This window comes from Bacillus sp. FJAT-27225 (assembly GCF_001685025.1).
Lineage (GTDB): Bacteria > Bacillota > Bacilli > Bacillales > Cytobacillaceae > Bacillus_D.
Map to the genome: position 1 here is coordinate 1 of NZ_MAYU01000003.1, position 16,757 is coordinate 16,757.

The 16,757-nt window shown below is 43.3% G+C and carries 17 protein-coding genes; 13 read left to right on the forward strand and 4 right to left on the reverse strand.

Annotated features, from left to right (window positions below):
- Nucleotides 1–320 precede the first annotated feature (320 nt).
- From miaB to A8F94_RS06740, 3 genes are all read left to right on the forward strand, one after another.
- Nucleotides 321–1,868 carry a tRNA (N6-isopentenyl adenosine(37)-C2)-methylthiotransferase MiaB gene (miaB, locus tag A8F94_RS06730; protein ID WP_066197459.1) on the forward strand — a complete coding sequence of 516 codons (1,548 nt, stop codon included), beginning with the start codon at nucleotides 321–323 and terminating at the stop codon, nucleotides 1,866–1,868.
- Nucleotides 1,869–2,318, forward strand: a complete 450-nt coding sequence (locus A8F94_RS06735) for a RicAFT regulatory complex protein RicA family protein (protein WP_066197461.1) — start codon at nucleotides 1,869–1,871, stop codon at nucleotides 2,316–2,318. It abuts the gene before it with no gap.
- A 195-nt stretch (nucleotides 2,319–2,513) separates the two neighbouring features.
- Entirely contained in the window at nucleotides 2,514–3,056 is a 543-nt protein-coding gene (locus tag A8F94_RS06740) for an outer spore coat protein CotE (RefSeq protein ID WP_066197465.1), read from the forward strand.
- Between the two features lie 58 nt (nucleotides 3,057–3,114).
- Here A8F94_RS06740 and A8F94_RS06745 read toward each other — a convergent pair whose 3' ends face one another.
- Nucleotides 3,115–4,032: a 4Fe-4S binding protein gene (locus tag A8F94_RS06745; protein ID WP_066197467.1), complete on the reverse strand. Its 918-nt coding sequence runs from the start codon at nucleotides 4,030–4,032 to the stop codon at nucleotides 3,115–3,117.
- A 153-nt stretch (nucleotides 4,033–4,185) separates the two neighbouring features.
- On the opposite strand from A8F94_RS06745, the gene A8F94_RS06750 reads away from it, so the two are divergent.
- Nucleotides 4,186–4,407 (forward strand): hypothetical protein, encoded by a 222-nt coding sequence (locus tag A8F94_RS06750; protein WP_066197470.1) that lies wholly within the window; start codon nucleotides 4,186–4,188, stop codon nucleotides 4,405–4,407.
- 56 nt (nucleotides 4,408–4,463) lie between these two features.
- On the opposite strand, the gene A8F94_RS06755 is transcribed toward A8F94_RS06750, so the two are convergent.
- The gene (locus A8F94_RS06755) at nucleotides 4,464–4,907 is read right to left on the reverse strand and encodes a cupin domain-containing protein (RefSeq protein WP_066197473.1); all 444 of its coding nucleotides are present in this window, start codon (nucleotides 4,905–4,907) and stop codon (nucleotides 4,464–4,466) included.
- Between the two features lie 230 nt (nucleotides 4,908–5,137).
- On the opposite strand from A8F94_RS06755, the gene mutS reads away from it, so the two are divergent.
- A complete protein-coding gene (mutS, locus tag A8F94_RS06760; protein WP_066197476.1) occupies nucleotides 5,138–7,762 on the forward strand; it encodes a DNA mismatch repair protein MutS in 2,625 nt (874 codons plus the stop codon).
- Nucleotides 7,763–7,778: 16 nt separating this feature from the next.
- The gene (gene mutL, locus A8F94_RS06765) at nucleotides 7,779–9,710 is read left to right on the forward strand and encodes a DNA mismatch repair endonuclease MutL (protein WP_066197479.1); all 1,932 of its coding nucleotides are present in this window, start codon (nucleotides 7,779–7,781) and stop codon (nucleotides 9,708–9,710) included.
- 178 nt (nucleotides 9,711–9,888) lie between these two features.
- Here the strand turns inward: mutL and A8F94_RS25660 are convergent, their stop codons facing one another.
- Nucleotides 9,889–10,026, reverse strand: coding sequence for a hypothetical protein (locus tag A8F94_RS25660; protein ID WP_175384368.1), 138 nt, complete (start codon nucleotides 10,024–10,026; stop codon nucleotides 9,889–9,891).
- Nucleotides 10,027–10,290: 264 nt separating this feature from the next.
- On the opposite strand from A8F94_RS25660, the gene A8F94_RS06770 reads away from it, so the two are divergent.
- From A8F94_RS06770 to A8F94_RS06780, 3 genes are all read left to right on the forward strand, one after another.
- Nucleotides 10,291–10,716: an organic hydroperoxide resistance protein gene (locus A8F94_RS06770; protein ID WP_066197482.1), complete on the forward strand. Its 426-nt coding sequence runs from the start codon at nucleotides 10,291–10,293 to the stop codon at nucleotides 10,714–10,716.
- A 69-nt stretch (nucleotides 10,717–10,785) separates the two neighbouring features.
- Complete coding sequence (locus A8F94_RS06775; protein ID WP_066197485.1) at nucleotides 10,786–11,097, forward strand: iron-sulfur cluster biosynthesis family protein; 312 nt, start codon at nucleotides 10,786–10,788, stop codon at nucleotides 11,095–11,097.
- A 23-nt stretch (nucleotides 11,098–11,120) separates the two neighbouring features.
- Nucleotides 11,121–11,744 (forward strand): NUDIX hydrolase, encoded by a 624-nt coding sequence (locus A8F94_RS06780; protein ID WP_066197487.1) that lies wholly within the window; start codon nucleotides 11,121–11,123, stop codon nucleotides 11,742–11,744.
- Nucleotides 11,745–11,802: 58 nt separating this feature from the next.
- Here A8F94_RS06780 and mreBH read toward each other — a convergent pair whose 3' ends face one another.
- Nucleotides 11,803–12,810, reverse strand: coding sequence for a rod-share determining protein MreBH (gene mreBH / locus A8F94_RS06785; RefSeq protein ID WP_066197489.1), 1,008 nt, complete (start codon nucleotides 12,808–12,810; stop codon nucleotides 11,803–11,805).
- A gap of 292 nt (nucleotides 12,811–13,102) precedes the next feature.
- On the opposite strand from mreBH, the gene miaA reads away from it, so the two are divergent.
- From miaA to A8F94_RS06805, 4 genes are all read left to right on the forward strand, one after another.
- Nucleotides 13,103–14,077 (forward strand): tRNA (adenosine(37)-N6)-dimethylallyltransferase MiaA, encoded by a 975-nt coding sequence (gene miaA / locus A8F94_RS06790; protein WP_066197492.1) that lies wholly within the window; start codon nucleotides 13,103–13,105, stop codon nucleotides 14,075–14,077.
- Nucleotides 14,078–14,106: 29 nt separating this feature from the next.
- Complete coding sequence (gene hfq / locus A8F94_RS06795; RefSeq protein ID WP_066197495.1) at nucleotides 14,107–14,334, forward strand: RNA chaperone Hfq; 228 nt, start codon at nucleotides 14,107–14,109, stop codon at nucleotides 14,332–14,334.
- A gap of 469 nt (nucleotides 14,335–14,803) precedes the next feature.
- Nucleotides 14,804–15,751, forward strand: a complete 948-nt coding sequence (spoVK, locus tag A8F94_RS06800; RefSeq protein WP_066197498.1) for a stage V sporulation protein K — start codon at nucleotides 14,804–14,806, stop codon at nucleotides 15,749–15,751.
- A 327-nt stretch (nucleotides 15,752–16,078) separates the two neighbouring features.
- Nucleotides 16,079–16,312 carry a glutaredoxin family protein gene (locus A8F94_RS06805; protein WP_077247593.1) on the forward strand — a complete coding sequence of 78 codons (234 nt, stop codon included), beginning with the start codon at nucleotides 16,079–16,081 and terminating at the stop codon, nucleotides 16,310–16,312.
- The last annotated feature ends 445 nt before the right edge of the window (nucleotides 16,313–16,757 follow it).

Here is a 16,757-nt window from a genome sequence, read left to right on the forward strand (position 1 = left end):
TGGTAGTTGGGGTGCAAACCCCTGTGAGAGTAGGACGCTGCCGGGCAACAAAAAAGGCAACCGATTCAGGTTGTCTTTTTTTTTTGTAATCATATTTTTCAATTGGAGAAGAACTGAAAAACAAAATACATACAGGAAACGGATGAAAAGAGCAGGGAGTCAGAAAGGGCCTGTATTATCTATTGTTTTAGTCCGATTTACCATTTATACTATAGTAATGTACATAATTTATTTATTCCATTGGTTGCCTTAAAGGAATTGGGTGATTAAGAGACGTTTGTTCCATCATTCAGTCACAATCAAGAAAGGGGCATGAACAAGTGAACGAAAACCAACGCTTAGATTCAACACAAACAAATCCAACGGACAAAAAATCCGCCAAGGATTACAGCAAGTATTTTGAAACAGTATTTGTACCACCTTCCCTGAAGGATGCAAAAAAACGCGGCAAGGAAGAGGTAAAATATCACAATGACTTCACCATTTCTGAAGAATTCAAAGGAATGGGCGAAGGCAGAAAGTTTTATATCCGGACCTATGGCTGCCAAATGAACGAGCATGATACAGAGGTTATGGCCGGTATTTTTATGGCATTGGGCTATGAACCAACGGATCGTACCGAGGATGCAGACGTTATCCTTCTTAACACATGTGCAATTCGTGAGAATGCGGAAAACAAGGTGTTTGGTGAAATTGGCCACCTCAAGGCCCTTAAGATGGAAAAGCCCGATCTGCTATTGGGTGTTTGTGGCTGTATGTCCCAGGAAGAATCAGTCGTAAATAGGATTCTTAAGAAACACCATCATGTCGACATGATTTTCGGTACACACAACATCCACCGATTGCCGAATATTCTCCATGAAGCCTATATGTCTAAGGAAATGGTTGTCGAGGTATGGTCTAAAGAAGGCGATGTCATCGAAAATCTTCCAAAAGTCCGCCGCGGCAATATTAAGGGCTGGGTTAATATCATGTATGGCTGCGATAAGTTCTGTACGTATTGTATTGTACCGTATACACGCGGGAAAGAGCGAAGCCGCCGCCCGGAGGATATCATCCAGGAGGTTCGCCATCTCGCAGCACAAGGTTATCAGGAAATCACACTGCTAGGGCAAAACGTTAATGCCTATGGCAAAGACTTCGAAGATATCAAATACGGCCTTGGGGATTTGATGGATGAAATCCGTAAAATCGACATTCCAAGGGTACGGTTTACAACAAGCCATCCAAGAGACTTTGATGACCATTTGATTGAAGTGCTTGCAAAAGGTGGAAACCTGATGCCGCATATTCATCTCCCAGTCCAATCGGGTTCAACAGATGTTCTTAAAATCATGGCACGTAAATATACTCGGGAACAATACCTTGAGCTTGTCAGGAAAATCAAAGCAGCAATTCCAAATGTAGCTCTAACTACTGACATCATCGTAGGGTATCCAAATGAAACCGATGAGCAATTTGAAGAAACAATGACATTGTACAAAGAAGTTGGATATGAGCTTGCCTATACATTCATTTATTCTCCAAGGGAAGGTACGCCAGCTGCGAAAATGCAGGACAATGTCCCAATGGAAGTAAAGAAGGCAAGGCTTCAGCGCCTGAATCAGCTTGTTAACGAACTATCAGCTCAGGCAATGAAAGAATATGAAGGCCAAATAGTCGATGTTCTTGTTGAAGGGGAAAGCAAGAACAATCCTGATGTACTTGCTGGATATACTGAAAAGAGCAAGCTTGTTAACTTCAGGGGACCAAAAACCGCAATTGGCAAAATAGTGAAGGTAAAAATAAATGAGGCCAAAACCTGGTCATTGAATGGGGAAATGGTGGTAAGGTCCGAGAAGGCTGTACCGCTTGCAGAGGTGAACTAAATGGCGAACTATACAAAGGACGATATTATTGCAAGGGCGACAGAATTAGCTAAAATGATAGCTAATACGGAAGAGGTCGACTTTTTCAAGCGTGCGGAAGCTCAAATTCATCAGAACCCTAAGGTTAGCACCTTAATTTCTGATATTAAAGGTCTTCAAAAACAGGCTGTTAATCTTCAGCATTATGGCAAGCCTGAAGCTCTTAAAAAAGTTGAAGAAAAGATTGCTTCTCTTGAAGCGCAATTAGATGAAATTCCGGTTGTCCAGGATTTCAAACAATCACAGGTCGATGTGAATGAATTGCTTCAACTAATTGCAACAACCATTTCAAATAGAGTAACCGATATTGTGATTGAGTCAACAGGCGGAGATATACTCCGCGGTGAGACTGGCGCCAATGTTAGGAAAGGCTCCAGCTGTGACCACGACCATGAACATGAGGATCATTAAGAAGAAATAGGCCCTAGTTAAGGGCCTATTTTTTTTGTTAATCCTCTTAGGCACCATCCGGGCAGGAACCTATATTCAGTAATTGCATATGATGAAGCATGCCTAAACATTTATCCAATGCATTAATTTTAATCGCACCCAAATCTTTGCGCACGCATAGGATGAAGTGAAACTGAATGAGGAGGGTTTGCTCGAATGGGAGAATATAGAGAGATTATTACAAAAGCGGTCGTAGCAAAGGGACAGAAGTTCACCCAGTCCCAACATACAATCTGTCCGGCACATAATCCAACCAGCATTCTTGGCTGCTGGATTATCAATCATAAATATGAAGCGAAAAAAGCTGGCAAGACTGTAGAAATCCACGGCTCCTACGATTGTAACGTCTGGTACTCCTATAACGACAACACAAAGACAGATGTTGCAACGGACCGTGTCCGCTATAAAGATGTTATCAAACTGAAGTACCGTGATAAGCATGTACTGGATGATGATAGCATTATCGCCAAAGTTCTTCAGCAGCCGAATTGCTGTGAGGCATCCATTTCATCCGATGGAACGAAAATTATCGTTCATGTGGAAAGGGAAATAGCCGTAGAAGTAGTAGGCGAAACTAAAATTTGCGTGGCCGTCAACCCGGATGGCTGTGACTGTGATGATGAATGGGATCTGTCTCTGGACGATGAGGAGTTTGAAGAGATTGATCCAGGCTTCCTTGTCGGCAAAGAGGAAGAATAAGTTGAAACTAGGAGGATTTTCTTCCTAGTTCTTCTTTTTATGGAAAAATGGCTTAGCCTTAGTTCCCATTAGGATTTAAATAGCCCCTTTGCCGCCTTTCCCTGCAAAAGCTGCATTCTTCAGTGATTTCGTCTGGCCATACATAGAAGGGGCTGCCGCATCCGGAACAGTCGATCCTAGCCACATCCAAACTGCTTTTTCCAGCCTGCCGGGCTTTTAAAGAAACGGAAATTGAGCCAATGGTACAAACATCTGTGCAAAGCGAGCAGCCGTTACAGAGAGACTGATTGATTTCAAGCCCTTCCTCCGTTAGTGAAAGAGCCTGATTTGGGCATAACTTAAAACATGCCTCGCATAAATTACAGGTACGGGAGTCAATGATTGTTTCATATAGTGAAATTTTATCAAACATTGAAGTCATATTAAAAACTTCGTGGTTGAACTGCCATGCTACCGGTGTAATGGATTCTGCAGCAAGCCGTCGTCCTTCAAAGGAGATTTTTTGGAAAAAGCCCCTTCTAGAATATGAAGGTGCTGCCTCCAAAGCTTCCGGGATTACCGATTTTTTAATCGGTTCCAGACCCATTTCCAAGAGCAGGCGATTTGTGGTATCCAATGAAATTTGGGCATCCTCATTCCCAGACAAGTATCGTATGCCTTTTTTGTAAAAATATAAAAGTTCTTCAACACCCGGAGGCGGATGGCCTTCATCAACAAGAAGAATATCCTTAACGGTGAAACGTTCTGGTGAGCGCCCTTGAATGGATGATTGAGGACAGACAGGAATACAAGCTCCACATTTCGTGCATAATTCTTCATTGATGGCTGCCTTGCTCTCGGTGATTGTAATTGCGTTTTGCGGACATGCAACACTGCAATTTTGGCAACTGCTTTTTGGGCTAATTGTATGAAGGCATTGCGTATTTATTTGAATTTCATAGGCGAGGCTCTCCAGCCAAGTTGTAAGCATCGACATTGCAATCCGCCTCCCCTTTTTATTATATTTTACCTTTTATTTTTAAGGAAAAGGATAATTTGTTCTATGTTTCACAAATGTTTTAAAAAGTACTGCCACAAAACATACATAAGGCTCAGGCCGTTTGGAAAGATAAAAAGAGGAGGTGCAGGAATGACAGAACCATACAAGCCTGGGAACAAACGTTTGCCCGATTTCAAGGAACTTGAGGACAGGGTTATAGCAGAGAGGAGAACCAGTGGGCCGATGCTTGTCATCAAAACAAATCTGGATCCCGAAGATGCTACCGAGGACAACCCTTATTATCAAAATAAAGAGCTTTCAGATAAAGAGAAGTTTGAGGATTACTTTTCAGATGAAAATGGCAGCGGCTAAGTGGCCGCTGCCATTTTAATTGGATGCTTTCCTTGTGGGGCAGACAATCATTGTTCCTAAATATTAAAGGATAATTGATAATACTGAGTCCCATTGTTTAGGAAAAAGGGAACCTCGGATAAAATATTAGCAAGCTCGGCGTCTTCTTCGTTCGTATTAAAACCTGCGGCCCTAAAGTCAGGGCTTACAGATATATGCCTTTTTTCAATCCCGGACGGGAAAACAATCAAATCGCCTGATTTGACTTCGAGATGAACTTTTCTTTCTCCACCTAATTCAAGAGCGGCGCTCCCCTGGATTACACCGAGAACTTCATGACTGTATCGGTGGTTGCGGGAATATCCGGATACGCCATTGCTCCATTGGTTTACGAGCTCCTGTTCAGATAAAAGTGAGGCTTCTTTTAGGGCACCTGGATAATACAAAACGGGTTTCCCCTGTTTTCCAGGTACATATCGATTTTCCAATAAATAAATGACCTTAACATCCGAATACTTCATTTACAACCCTCCTAAAGTCACTTTATAAAGATTTGCTACTTATGTAATTTTTACTACTATAATTGAGTAATTCCCCCTATCATCCATTTTTAAACAGTTTCATAAACCTCTCTCTTTTTTTCCCAACATGAAATTTTTTGTAGTCGGGCGGGTAAAGCAGGTAAGTTGGAATATGGTATAATAGATTGTCGAACTTAATCGAAATAAATGACTTATATTTGGAGGATACGATGGCAGCTTATACGCCAATGATCAATCAATACTTAAAAATCAAGGCAGAATACCAGGATGCCTTTTTATTCTTCCGCCTCGGCGACTTTTACGAAATGTTCTTTGAGGATGCAATCAAGGCTTCCCAAGAGCTTGAAATTACCCTTACAGCCAGGGACGGGGGAACCGAGGAAAAGATTCCGATGTGCGGGGTTCCTTACCATTCTGCGCAAACCTACATTGAAAGGCTGATTGAAAAAGGTTACAAGGTAGCAATCTGTGAGCAGACCGAAGATCCGAAACAGGCAAAAGGCGTTGTCCGCCGGGAAGTCGTACAGCTCATTACACCAGGTACAATAATGGAAGGGCGCAGCCTGAATGAAAAAGAAAACAATTATCTTGCCACAATAACCAATTTTGCAGATGGTACATATGGTTTTGCCTATACAGACCTTTCAACAGGAGAAAACAAGGTAACCCTTCTATCCTCAAACGACGAAGAAGTGTTAAATGAATTGTCTGTCCTTGGAGCTAAAGAAGCTGTAATCTCTACCTCATTAGACGAAAATTTGCAAAAAAGGATGCAAGAGCGAAATATTCTTACGATATCACATGAAGAAGAAACAGATATAAAGGATGAATTCCATTCTTTGACCATTGGACTTAATCAGGAAAAACTGATTGTTACTGTTTCAAGGCTGTTGAATTATTTATTCAGGTCACAAAAGAGGAGCCTTGACCATCTTCAGCCTTTTTCCACTTATCAAGTCCATCAATTTATGAAACTAGATTATTATTCTAAGAGGAATTTGGAGTTAACCGAGACCATCCGTTCAAAAGGGAAAAAAGGATCACTGCTTTGGCTGCTTGATGAAACGAAGACCGCGATGGGTGGACGTCTCCTCAAGCAATGGATTGACCGGCCAAGGATTGACGTTGATGAAATCGAAAGGAGACTATCCTTGACTGAAAACTTCATCGCAGCCTATTTTGAACGGAAGGAACTTCAGGAGCTGTTGAAGGAAGTATATGATCTTGAACGGCTAGCGGGGAGAGTCGCTTATGGCAACGTAAACGCCCGTGATTTGAAGCAACTGATGCGGTCACTTCAGCAAATCCCGCATCTTCAGAACATTATTGGACGCATACCAGGCCATGATGCGGGGACGCTCGCTTCAAAATTGGACCCTTGTGAAGAAATTTCCGATTTGCTTGAGCAGGCGATTGTCGATAATCCGCCGATTTCTGTCAAAGAAGGCAACATGATTCGTGATGGTTACAATGAACAGTTGGACAAATACAGGGATGCAAGCCGAAATGGTAAAACGTGGATTGCTCAATTGGAGAAGGAAGAAAGGGAAAAGACAGGGATCAAGTCATTAAAGGTCGGTTACAACAGGGTGTTTGGCTATTATATCGAAGTAACAAAATCAAATCTCCACCTCCTGACAGAAGGCCAGTATGACAGGAAACAGACACTTGCCAATGCTGAACGCTTCATTACCCCCGAACTTAAGGAAAAAGAAGCGTTGATTCTGGAGGCTGAGGAAAAAGGCGGCGAGTTGGAATATGAATTGTTCTGCGAAATTCGTGAGATAGTCAAAGAGCAAATACCAAGGCTCCAGGCGCTTGCCAAGACAGTAAGTGAAATTGATGTCTTGCAAAGTTTCGCCGAGGTCAGCGAGGCAAGAAAATATGTTCGTCCGCAATTCTCATCTACACGTGAAATTACGATTAAGGATGGCAGGCATCCTGTTGTTGAAAAAGTCCTTGATGCCCAGGAATATGTGCCGAATAATTGCATCATGTCACCAGAAAGAGAGATGTTGCTAATTACTGGGCCGAATATGTCTGGTAAGAGTACCTATATGCGCCAGGTTACCTTGACTGCCATCCTTGCTCAAATAGGCTGCTTTGTGCCTGCCGCAGAAGCAATCCTGCCGATATTTGACCAAGTGTTTACAAGGATTGGAGCTGCAGACGATCTTGTGTCCGGGCAAAGTACCTTTATGGTGGAAATGCTAGAGGCCAAAAATGCGATTGCCAACGCCACGCAGGATAGCTTAATTTTATTTGATGAAATCGGGCGAGGGACCTCGACATACGACGGTATGGCGCTTGCCCAGGCGATAATCGAATTCATCCACAACAGGATTGGCGCAAAAACACTTTTTTCTACCCATTATCATGAGCTGACTATACTAGAGGAAGAGCTTGATAAACTCCACAACGTTCATGTGAGTGCCATTGAACACAATGGGCGAGTTGTATTTCTTCATAAAATTAAAGAAGGACCAGCCGATAAAAGTTATGGAATTCATGTGGCAATGCTCGCAGGGCTTCCAAAAGAGCTAACCGATAGGGCACAGGAAATCCTCACCTCACTTGAGCAGGCAGAACCAGTCAAACAGCTTCCTGTCCTGCCTGATGGGAAGGAAACCGTTGTGCAGGAATCAGGACCATCCAAGAAATCTGATTCAGCGCAGCTCTCATTCTTTGATGAACCTATAGTCCAAAGAAGGACCGATGTATCACCGAAGGAAAAGAAAGTTGTTGATAAGCTGAAAGACCTTGATATCTTGAACTTGACACCATTAGAGGCTATGAATGTACTCTATGAATTGCAAAAAAAAGTAAGAAATTAGACGGGGGTGAAGGAATATGGGGAAGATCATTCAACTCGATGAGGCCTTGTCGAATAAAATAGCAGCTGGAGAGGTCGTTGAACGGCCGGCATCGGTTGTAAAGGAGCTCGTCGAAAATGCCCTTGATGCAGGGAGTACGATTATTGAAATAGATGTCGAAGAGGCAGGGTTAGCCAAAATAAGGATTACCGATAATGGTGAAGGAATCGAGGAGAGTGATGTCCTCAAGGCGTTCTATCGACATGCCACAAGCAAAATAAGGGATGAAAATGATTTGTTCCGGATTAGGACATTAGGCTTCCGCGGCGAAGCACTTCCGAGTATTGCTTCGGTTTCCCGTCTCGAATTGGCAACGTCAACAGGAGATGCACCGGGAACTAAGATTGTTCTTGAGGGCGGTAAAGTTGTCACAGTTGAAAAATATTCAAGCCGTAAGGGCACAGACATTCTTGTCACGGATTTGTTTTTTAACACACCCGCCCGGCTGAAGTACGTAAAGACAATCCATACCGAGCTTGGAAATATAACGGACCTCGTCAACAGGCTCGCGCTTTCACATCCAGAGGTATCATTCCGGCTTGTCCATAACGGGAAAAAGCTGCTCCATACGAATGGAAATGGCGATGTCCGGCAAGTGCTGGCGGCAATCTATGGCATGGGAATCGCGAAGTTGCTTGTACCAATCGAAGGACGTTCGCTTGATTATCATATAAGCGGCTATGCGTCCATGCCGGAGGTGACCCGTGCATCACGCAACTATATTTCAACGATGATCAATGGCCGGTTTATTAAAAATTACCCTCTGTCAAAGGCGATTCTCGAGGGTTATCATACATTGCTCCCAATTGGCCGCTATCCGATTGTTCTGCTGAATGTACAGATGGATCCGATTCTGGTTGATGTCAATGTCCACCCCTCGAAAATGGAAGTTCGCATCAGTAAAGAAGCTGAATTAAATGCACTTGTCATTCAAACAATTTCGGACGCCTTCAAACAACGCCAGCTTATTCCATCGGGAGCTAAACCTGAAAAAGGTGAGCGGCGGGCATCCGAGCAAACGGCACTTGAGCTTGACGGATCATCGGGGACCAGTGGTTTTTCGCGGGAAAAAGCGGCTGGCCCGGCTTCAACTTCTGGATTGAACTTTAATTCCAAAAATGACGGGCTTAGGCAAGAGGTGAATACCTCTAGTGTGGGCTTTGCCGCCATCCCTGAAAGGAAGTACGAACAAAGCTGGCCAAGTCTGCCTGATCGTGTCAAGGAGGCCCTTTTGCCAAAAGCTGAAGGGAGTATGGGATTCAATCAGGTTCCTGAAGAGCATATTGCTGATAATGCAGTACCAACCAGTGTTCCTGAAGATAGGAAGCGTGTCCCCCGGATGTATCCGATTGGGCAAATGCACGGTACGTATATCCTTGCACAGAATGAAAATGGCCTTTATATTATTGACCAGCATGCCGCTCAGGAGCGGATAAAGTATGAATTTTTCAGGGAGAAGGTCGGCAAGGTCGAAAGTGAGCTTCAGGAAATGCTTGTGCCGATTACTTTCGAGTATTCGACTGATGAATGCCTTAAGATTCAGGAGTACAAAGCAGAGCTGGAGAGGGTTGGCGTTTTTCTGGAAGATTTCGGCCCGAATAGCTTTATCATCCGGTCCCATCCACAATGGCTTCCTCCTGGTGAGGAGAAGGAAGTGATTGAGGAAATGATTGAACAGCTTCTGTCCATGAAGAAAGTCGATATTAAGAAACTTCGGGAAGAGGCGGCCATCATGATGAGCTGCAAAGGGTCAATCAAGGCGAATCGGCATTTGCGGAATGATGAGATTCAGGCGCTGCTTGACGAGCTTAGGGAGGCATCCGACCCGTTTACATGTCCTCATGGCAGGCCGATTATTGTTCACTTTTCAAGTTATGAAATGGAAAAGTTGTTTAAGCGGGTTATGTAAAGAGCAAAATCCCTCTGGATTTCCAGGGGGATTGTTTATCCTGCATTAAGGGCTGCTAGATCCCCATCTCAAAGCCATAGAGTAATTGAAGTGGTTTTGGTGGGGACAACAGCCCGTAAAAGCCCGATTGGTTCAACTAACAATGAGTAGGGTAACCCCCCACTCATTGAGTTTCACTTTATTTAAGTTTTGTCACGTGTATGTTGATTGTATATTCCTTGCCGACAATTAGTTTGGTATTATCCAATTCCTCGCCGCTGTCACTCAGCGTTATTTGTGTTTTTCCGGTATGGATTTTAATAGAATCCTGCTGCAACTTGAATCTCTCCTCACGCGTTCTTCTTTCATTCCATTAATAATAGCTTATCCATAGTGCCACAATTATCCGATTTTTCGACAATATCGCGACTGCTGGCTGGCAGTAAGGCTGTAAGGCATCTTTCGGTTTATACATAAATATGAAATTTTATAAATAATGAAAGGGCGTTTGCGGAGGGTTTAGTAAATTTTTTGAGTGGAAAATAGATAGGAGAGCCTGAGGGTACATAGCTCTAATTTAAACTTATATGGAGGTATTAGTATGAGTGAAAAATTATTTACGTCTTCAGTAACTGCTTCCGGCGGCAGGGAGGGACATGTACGGTCTTCAAATGGGAATATTGATTTTGATACAGCCATGCCTGGCACGCCAAGAGCGGAACAGCTTCCTGATGCTGTGAACCCTGAACTCCTCTTTGCCGCAGGCTACTCAGCTTGTTTTGATGGCGCTCTGCAGTTGATGGCGAGAAAAGAGCGCGTAAAGCTTGACTCTGAGGTAACCGCGAATGTAAGCTTATTAAAAGATGAAACAGACGATGGCTTCAAGATTGCAGTAAAGCTAGAGGTAAAAGGGACAGGCGTTGACAAAGAAACCCTGGAGGGCCTCGTCCATAAAGCGCACGAATTTTGTCCATATTCCAAAGCGACCCGAGGGAATGTTGATGTTATTCTTGAAGTAATAGAATAGGATGTTAAGGTGCTGCCCAGGCAGCACTTTTCGTTTATTTGCGTGTAAGAAAAGGAAGGAATGGTTAGGGTGGATGTTAGAATTAAACATGCCGCGGCTCAAGAATTAAAAAAATATGAGTATAATGAAAATGAAGGTGTCAGGATTGAAGCAGTTTTTGTTGGAAGCTGTTCAATCTATGCCGAACATTATTTAAAGATTGACGAAGAACATGAAGACGATGATTGTTTCGGGATTGAAGGAATTCCGGTACTTGTCTCAAAGGAAAGCCAGAAACATCTTCATAACCGAATAACACTTGATTTTAATTCCACAATGGGTTTTAAACTATCATCTGATGAGGAAGTATACCGATATAACCTTAAGCTCGAACGTGTTTAATGATGAAACAGGAATGATGCTGAATGAATCCCAATGATATCATAGTAAAACTGAATACACATAGACCGAAGATTCTTGGCAGTGAAAATTTCAGGAAGTATGCGATTCTCCTTCCACTTGTAAAAACAAATGAAGGGATATCGATTCTGTTTGAAATCCGCTCGCTTAAACTAAGGCGCCAGCCTGGGGAAATTTGTTTTCCGGGAGGCAGGATAGACCCTGGGGACAAGGATGAACAAGAAGCTGCGATTCGAGAAACAATTGAAGAGCTGGGGATAGCCCGTGAACACATTACTCATGTAAAACCACTAGACTTTATGATTTCCCCGTTCGGTATGATTATTTACCCTTTTGCCGGTTTCCTGGGAGGGTTTGAAAAGCTGTGCCCTAACGAGGCGGAAGTTGGAGAGGTATTTACTGTTCCGCTCGAGTTTTTTATGAAGACCGAACCTGATGTTTACCATATTAATATCAGGCCTGAGCCAGAAGAAAACTTTCCATTTGATAAGGTTGTCGGCGGAAGGGATTACGATTTCAGGGCTGCCAGGATGGATGAATATTTTTATGAATATGAAGGCAGGATTATTTGGGGGCTCACCGCTCGGATTCTTGCGCACTTTATCACAATTTTAAAAGAAACAAGCTAAAGAAGCACGCCATAATTGCACGGCGTGCTTTTTTCTTGGTATGTTTATGTTTTTGTTTTTACTTTGCTGCAGCCTGGAGTTTTCCGATAAATTGAAGAGCTCTTCCTGTACCGATAGCAACCGACTCAAGCGGATTTTCTGCAACATTGACAGGAACGAAGATTTCCTTGGAAAGCCATTCTTCCATGCCTTTCATCAGGGCGCCGCCTCCAGTGATTATAACACCCTGGTCAACGATATCACCGCTCAGCTCAGCCGGGCAATCCTCAAGGGTAGCACGGATCGCCTCAAGAATGTGAAGAAGTGACTCTTTTACGCAATCTCTGATTTCGTAGGAAGAAAGAGTGATTGTTTTCGGAAGGCCTGTAACAAGGTCACGGCCGCGTACTTCCATCTTTAGCTCTGCGTGGTCTACAAGAGCATAGCCGATTTCCATTTTAATTTGCTCCGCAGTCCTTTCGCCAATCAGGACGTTATATTCGTTGCGTACGTGCTTAATAATATCCTCGTCCATGCGGTCACCCGCAATTCTAATCGAGTGGCATGCCACGACCCCACCGAAAGATATAATGGCTACTTCGGTTGTACCCCCGCCTATATCAACAACGACATTGGCAATTGGTTCATCGACTGGGAGTCCCGCCCCAATTGCTGCGGCAACGGGTTCTTCAATTAAGTGGACTTTCTTTGCCCCTGCATTCCGGACCGCATCGGTGATCGCTCTGCGCTCTACGCCTGTCGAACCGGATGGTGTACAAACGACAACATTAGGCTTGCGCAGGGACAAGCCCAATTTCTTAGAAGCTTTTTTCATAATGCTTTTCAACATTTCGGTTGTCATATCGTAATCGGCAATGACTCCCTCTCTTAGCGGGCGGATTGCGACAATTTTGCCGGGCGTCTTCCCGATCATTACTTTAGCTTCCGCCCCAACTGCGACGACACTCTTCGTCTGGGTGTCAATTGCTACAACAGATGGTTCATTTACTGCAATTCCCTTGTTTTTACTATAAACTAATATATTGGCTGTACCTAAATCGATTCCAATTTCAGCATTCGATAACATACCCTAATATGTCCCCCTTTTTCAAACGCGGGCAAGAGCCGCCGGTAATCATAAATATCATGTGCGAACAAATCTGCACAAAATAGACTTCTATTAGACTACCATCGGTTTGGGGGTAATAGCGGGTTTGTCACCGAATCGTTATCGAATTGTAAAGAAAGATGTAAATTTATGCAGAATATGAAAAGCTTGAAAGAATACAAATGGTATTCTATGCCCATACTTGGATGAGAAATTGCCTCGAATTTTGGAACGTGAACCAAGTTTGTGTATAATAGAGACAATATGGTAAATGGATAGCGGGAGGGACATTTTGGATAGTTTGCAAAAATTGATTGTGATCATCGGGCCGACTGCTGTTGGAAAGACCAAATTGGGTGTTGAACTGGCTAAACGCTATAACGGTGAAATTATCAGCGGGGATTCCATGCAAGTTTACAAAGGCATGGATATTGGAACTGCTAAAGTGACGCCAGAGGAGACAGAGGGCATACCGCACCACCTTATTGATATAAAAGAACCGGATGAACCCTTCTCTGTTGCGGAGTTCCAAAGCATCGTCAGGAAGAAGATTGGTGAAATATCCTCACGCGGAAAACTGCCCATCATCGTTGGCGGAACCGGGCTCTATATCCAAGCGGTCCTCTATGATTACCACTTTTCTGATTCACCTGCTAACGAAGAGTTCAGATCCGCACTAGAGCAAAAGGCAATGACTGAGGGCAATGAAGCGGTCCATAACGAGCTTGCCAATTTGGATCCAGAGGCGGCAAGCCAGTTGCATCCGAATAATTTGAGAAGGGTCATCCGCGCAATCGAACTCATTAAGGAAAGCGGAATGCCTTTACGTGATGTTCAAAAGCAGAATGAACCGGACCTTCTTTATCAGGCTGCCATAATAGGGTTGACGATGGAGAGGGAAAAATTATATGAGCGGATTAACAAACGGGTTGACCTCATGATGAAGGCAGGACTCCACGATGAAGTCCATTCCTTGGTGAATAAAGGTTTTCGCAATACCCAGGCTATGCAGGCAATCGGATATAAGGAATTCTTTCCATATTTCGACGGGGGAGGAACTCTCGAAGAATCAGTGGAATTATTAAAACAAAATTCAAGAAGATATGCAAAACGCCAGCTCACATGGTTTCGAAATAAGATGGATGTGGAATGGTATGATATGACAAATGAAGATACCCTTTCAAAAAAAATAACCGAAATTTCAGGGTATATTGAAGGAAAGCTTCAAGTAAAATCGAATACATAGTAGTAGAGATAAAAGAGGAGGATTTTTTTATGAAAACAGCTATCAATATCCAGGACCAATTTTTAAATCAGCTTCGCAAGGACAATACAAATGTAACTGTATTCCTTTTGAACGGATTCCAGTTGAGAGGCCAAATCAAAGGCTTTGACAATTTCACTGTCCTTTTTGAATCCGAAGGAAAACAGCAGCTTGTATATAAGCATGCCATTTCTACATTTGCCCCTTCCCGCAATGTCCAGTTGGATTTGGAAGGATAATAACCCATAACGTAAAAGATAAAGTTAACTTAAATCAGTGGAGGAGCTTCAACCTCCACTGATTTTTTAGTTTAACCAATCCGACCTTCAGGGGTAATTGCCTCCAAGAGAGGCCTAGACATGAATATGGAATAAATCTGGCCGGATTAGATTCGGGCCTTTTTTATCCCGCATTAACGGGCTGTAAGACCCGCACCTTAAGAATGAGGCTCGAAGAAGCGTAGGTGGGGGATAACAGCCCGTAAGAGCCCGATTGGTTCAACTAACAATCAGTGGGGGATGAAGAAAACCCCCACTGATTGAAGTTTCACTTTATTTTTCCAGATATTTTAAGCCGTGTATGAATAAGTATAGTAAGAAGGGATGCTCTCTCGATCTAAGAAATACCGGGAGTCCGGTTTCCAAAGCCTAATCAGGAAACATACAGCCAAGAACTGTGTATATTGTTTGATAATGAGAGGTGAACGCTTTGGACCAGCCTATGCGCATGAAAGACAATGGCCAAATCAGCATTGTCCTGAATTCACAGAAACGAAAGCCTGCCTCCCCGGATATAAATCTTTCTTACAACACCCCGAAGATATCCAGCCAGGAACATACCGCTTTAAAGGAAATCGAGGAAGAGTTGGGTGAGTTGGTCGGGATGGAAGAAATGAAGAAGACAATAAAAGAAATTTATGCCTGGATTTATATCAATAAAAAGCGGGAAGAGGCGGGGTTAAAGGCCAAAAAACAGGCACTCCATATGATGTTCAAGGGCAACCCGGGAACAGGAAAGACAACCGTAGCGAGGCTGATCGGGAAATTATTCCTTAAAATGAATGTTCTAACCAAGGGGCATCTAATAGAAGCGGAACGGGCGGATTTGGTTGGAGAATATATCGGGCATACTGCACAAAAGACCCGCGACCTTGTAAAAAAGGCGATGGGGGGCATTTTATTCGTCGATGAAGCCTATTCGCTTGGAAGAGGCGGTGAAAAGGATTTTGGAAAAGAAGCCATTGATACACTGGTTAAGCATATGGAGGACAAACAGCATGATTTTATTCTGATTTTGGCAGGGTATTCCCGTGAAATGGATCATTTTCTTTCACTAAACCCAGGGCTCCATTCACGATTCCCGCTTGTGATTGACTTTCCTGATTACCAAAACGAACAACTTATGGAGATTGCGGTGCGAATGGCTAAAGAGCGGGATTATGTTCTTAGCCATGAAGCAGAACGGAAACTTCGCGAGCATCTCGTTTGGCTCAGGTCTGCACTTTCTCCAAATGCTTTCTCGAATGGCCGGTATATCCGTAATGTAATTGAGAAGTCGATACGCTCCCAGGCGATGCGGCTCCTGATGCAAAGCAGCTATGACCGTCACGATCTCATGACAATCCGCAGCAACGACCTCGTCTTTGAGGAAGAATAGGGAGGTTGTTTTAACAGATAAGGTACCACAGTCTGGAACTGTGGTATTTTTTCGTATGGTTGAAGGCAGTAGTGAGTGTGCTGTGTAATGTATGAGTTTGTACTGGGTTGGATGATAAAAAAGGAGATGCTCAGTACAGATAACGTAGGCCTGATTCCTGCTCTAAGATGAGTACTCGCTTTTTTAAAATTTTTTTCTGCTTAAAAACAGGAGAAGAGGGAAAGACAAATGTAGGGGAGCTTTTCCCTTTGACCGTGGGCAGATAATTTGATAGGACCATTGGTATTTGCTACCTTTATGAGTAAATAATGATTGGAGGAATGGAAAATGAACGATATTACTGTGTACACTACCAACACCTGACCGTACTGCACAATGATGAAAAACTTCCTTGAGGCTCAAGGATTGGACTATAAAGTTGTAAATGTACAAGAAGATCCGATTGCCGCACAGCGGCTGGTCAATGAAACTGGGCAGATGGGTGTCCCTCAGACAAAAGTAAATGGACACTGGGTGCTCGGCTTCGATCCTGAAACACTGATGCAGTATGTGAATAAGTAATTTTGTTAAAAAGGAGGCTTTTGCCTCTTTTTTTTTGCCGAAATGTAAATGGACTGGTGTAGCTGGATTCACAAAACGAACATTGTTTCACGAGATTGGGAACAGTACCTCCGGAGAACGCGAACAGAGCTCGGTAAAATGCGAACAGTGCCAGGCACGCCCCGGTTTTTATTGTTTCACAGAAAAAGTTACACAGCCTGGTTTTTTCAAGATGCTTGTACGGCAAGGCAACAGGTTTGTGGCAGCTTTGTGAAAATCCCGGATAAACTTCTACAATCTCGGATAAAAGTTCAAAAGTCTCGGATATACTTTCAAGCGCCACGTAACATGAGCACGGACCCAACAATATGCATTAGCCACCCTTCCGCAAACCAACTTTGTACTATTACCCACCCTAAATTTAAACGGACAAAAGGTTTATAGCTTAAGTCCAACCTAATCAGAC

What these genes read in the sequence shown, in the direction of transcription:
- A8F94_RS06735 (WP_066197461.1), top strand. Translation starts at nt 1,869, where the DNA reads ATGGCGAACTATACAAAGGACGATATTATTGCAAGGGCGACAGAATTA.
- mreBH (WP_066197489.1), bottom strand. Translation starts at nt 12,810, where the DNA reads ATGTTATCGAATGCTGAAATTGGAATCGATTTAGGTACAGCCAATATA.
- A8F94_RS06740 (WP_066197465.1), top strand. Translation starts at nt 2,514, where the DNA reads ATGGGAGAATATAGAGAGATTATTACAAAAGCGGTCGTAGCAAAGGGA.
- mutL (WP_066197479.1), top strand. Translation starts at nt 7,779, where the DNA reads ATGGGGAAGATCATTCAACTCGATGAGGCCTTGTCGAATAAAATAGCA.
- A8F94_RS06745 (WP_066197467.1), bottom strand. Translation starts at nt 4,032, where the DNA reads ATGTCGATGCTTACAACTTGGCTGGAGAGCCTCGCCTATGAAATTCAA.
- A8F94_RS06780 (WP_066197487.1), top strand. Translation starts at nt 11,121, where the DNA reads ATGAATCCCAATGATATCATAGTAAAACTGAATACACATAGACCGAAG.
- A8F94_RS06770 (WP_066197482.1), top strand. Translation starts at nt 10,291, where the DNA reads ATGAGTGAAAAATTATTTACGTCTTCAGTAACTGCTTCCGGCGGCAGG.
- mutS (WP_066197476.1), top strand. Translation starts at nt 5,138, where the DNA reads ATGGCAGCTTATACGCCAATGATCAATCAATACTTAAAAATCAAGGCA.
- A8F94_RS06755 (WP_066197473.1), bottom strand. Translation starts at nt 4,907, where the DNA reads ATGAAGTATTCGGATGTTAAGGTCATTTATTTATTGGAAAATCGATAT.
- miaA (WP_066197492.1), top strand. Translation starts at nt 13,103, where the DNA reads ATGGATAGCGGGAGGGACATTTTGGATAGTTTGCAAAAATTGATTGTG.
- hfq (WP_066197495.1), top strand. Translation starts at nt 14,107, where the DNA reads ATGAAAACAGCTATCAATATCCAGGACCAATTTTTAAATCAGCTTCGC.
- A8F94_RS06750 (WP_066197470.1), top strand. Translation starts at nt 4,186, where the DNA reads ATGACAGAACCATACAAGCCTGGGAACAAACGTTTGCCCGATTTCAAG.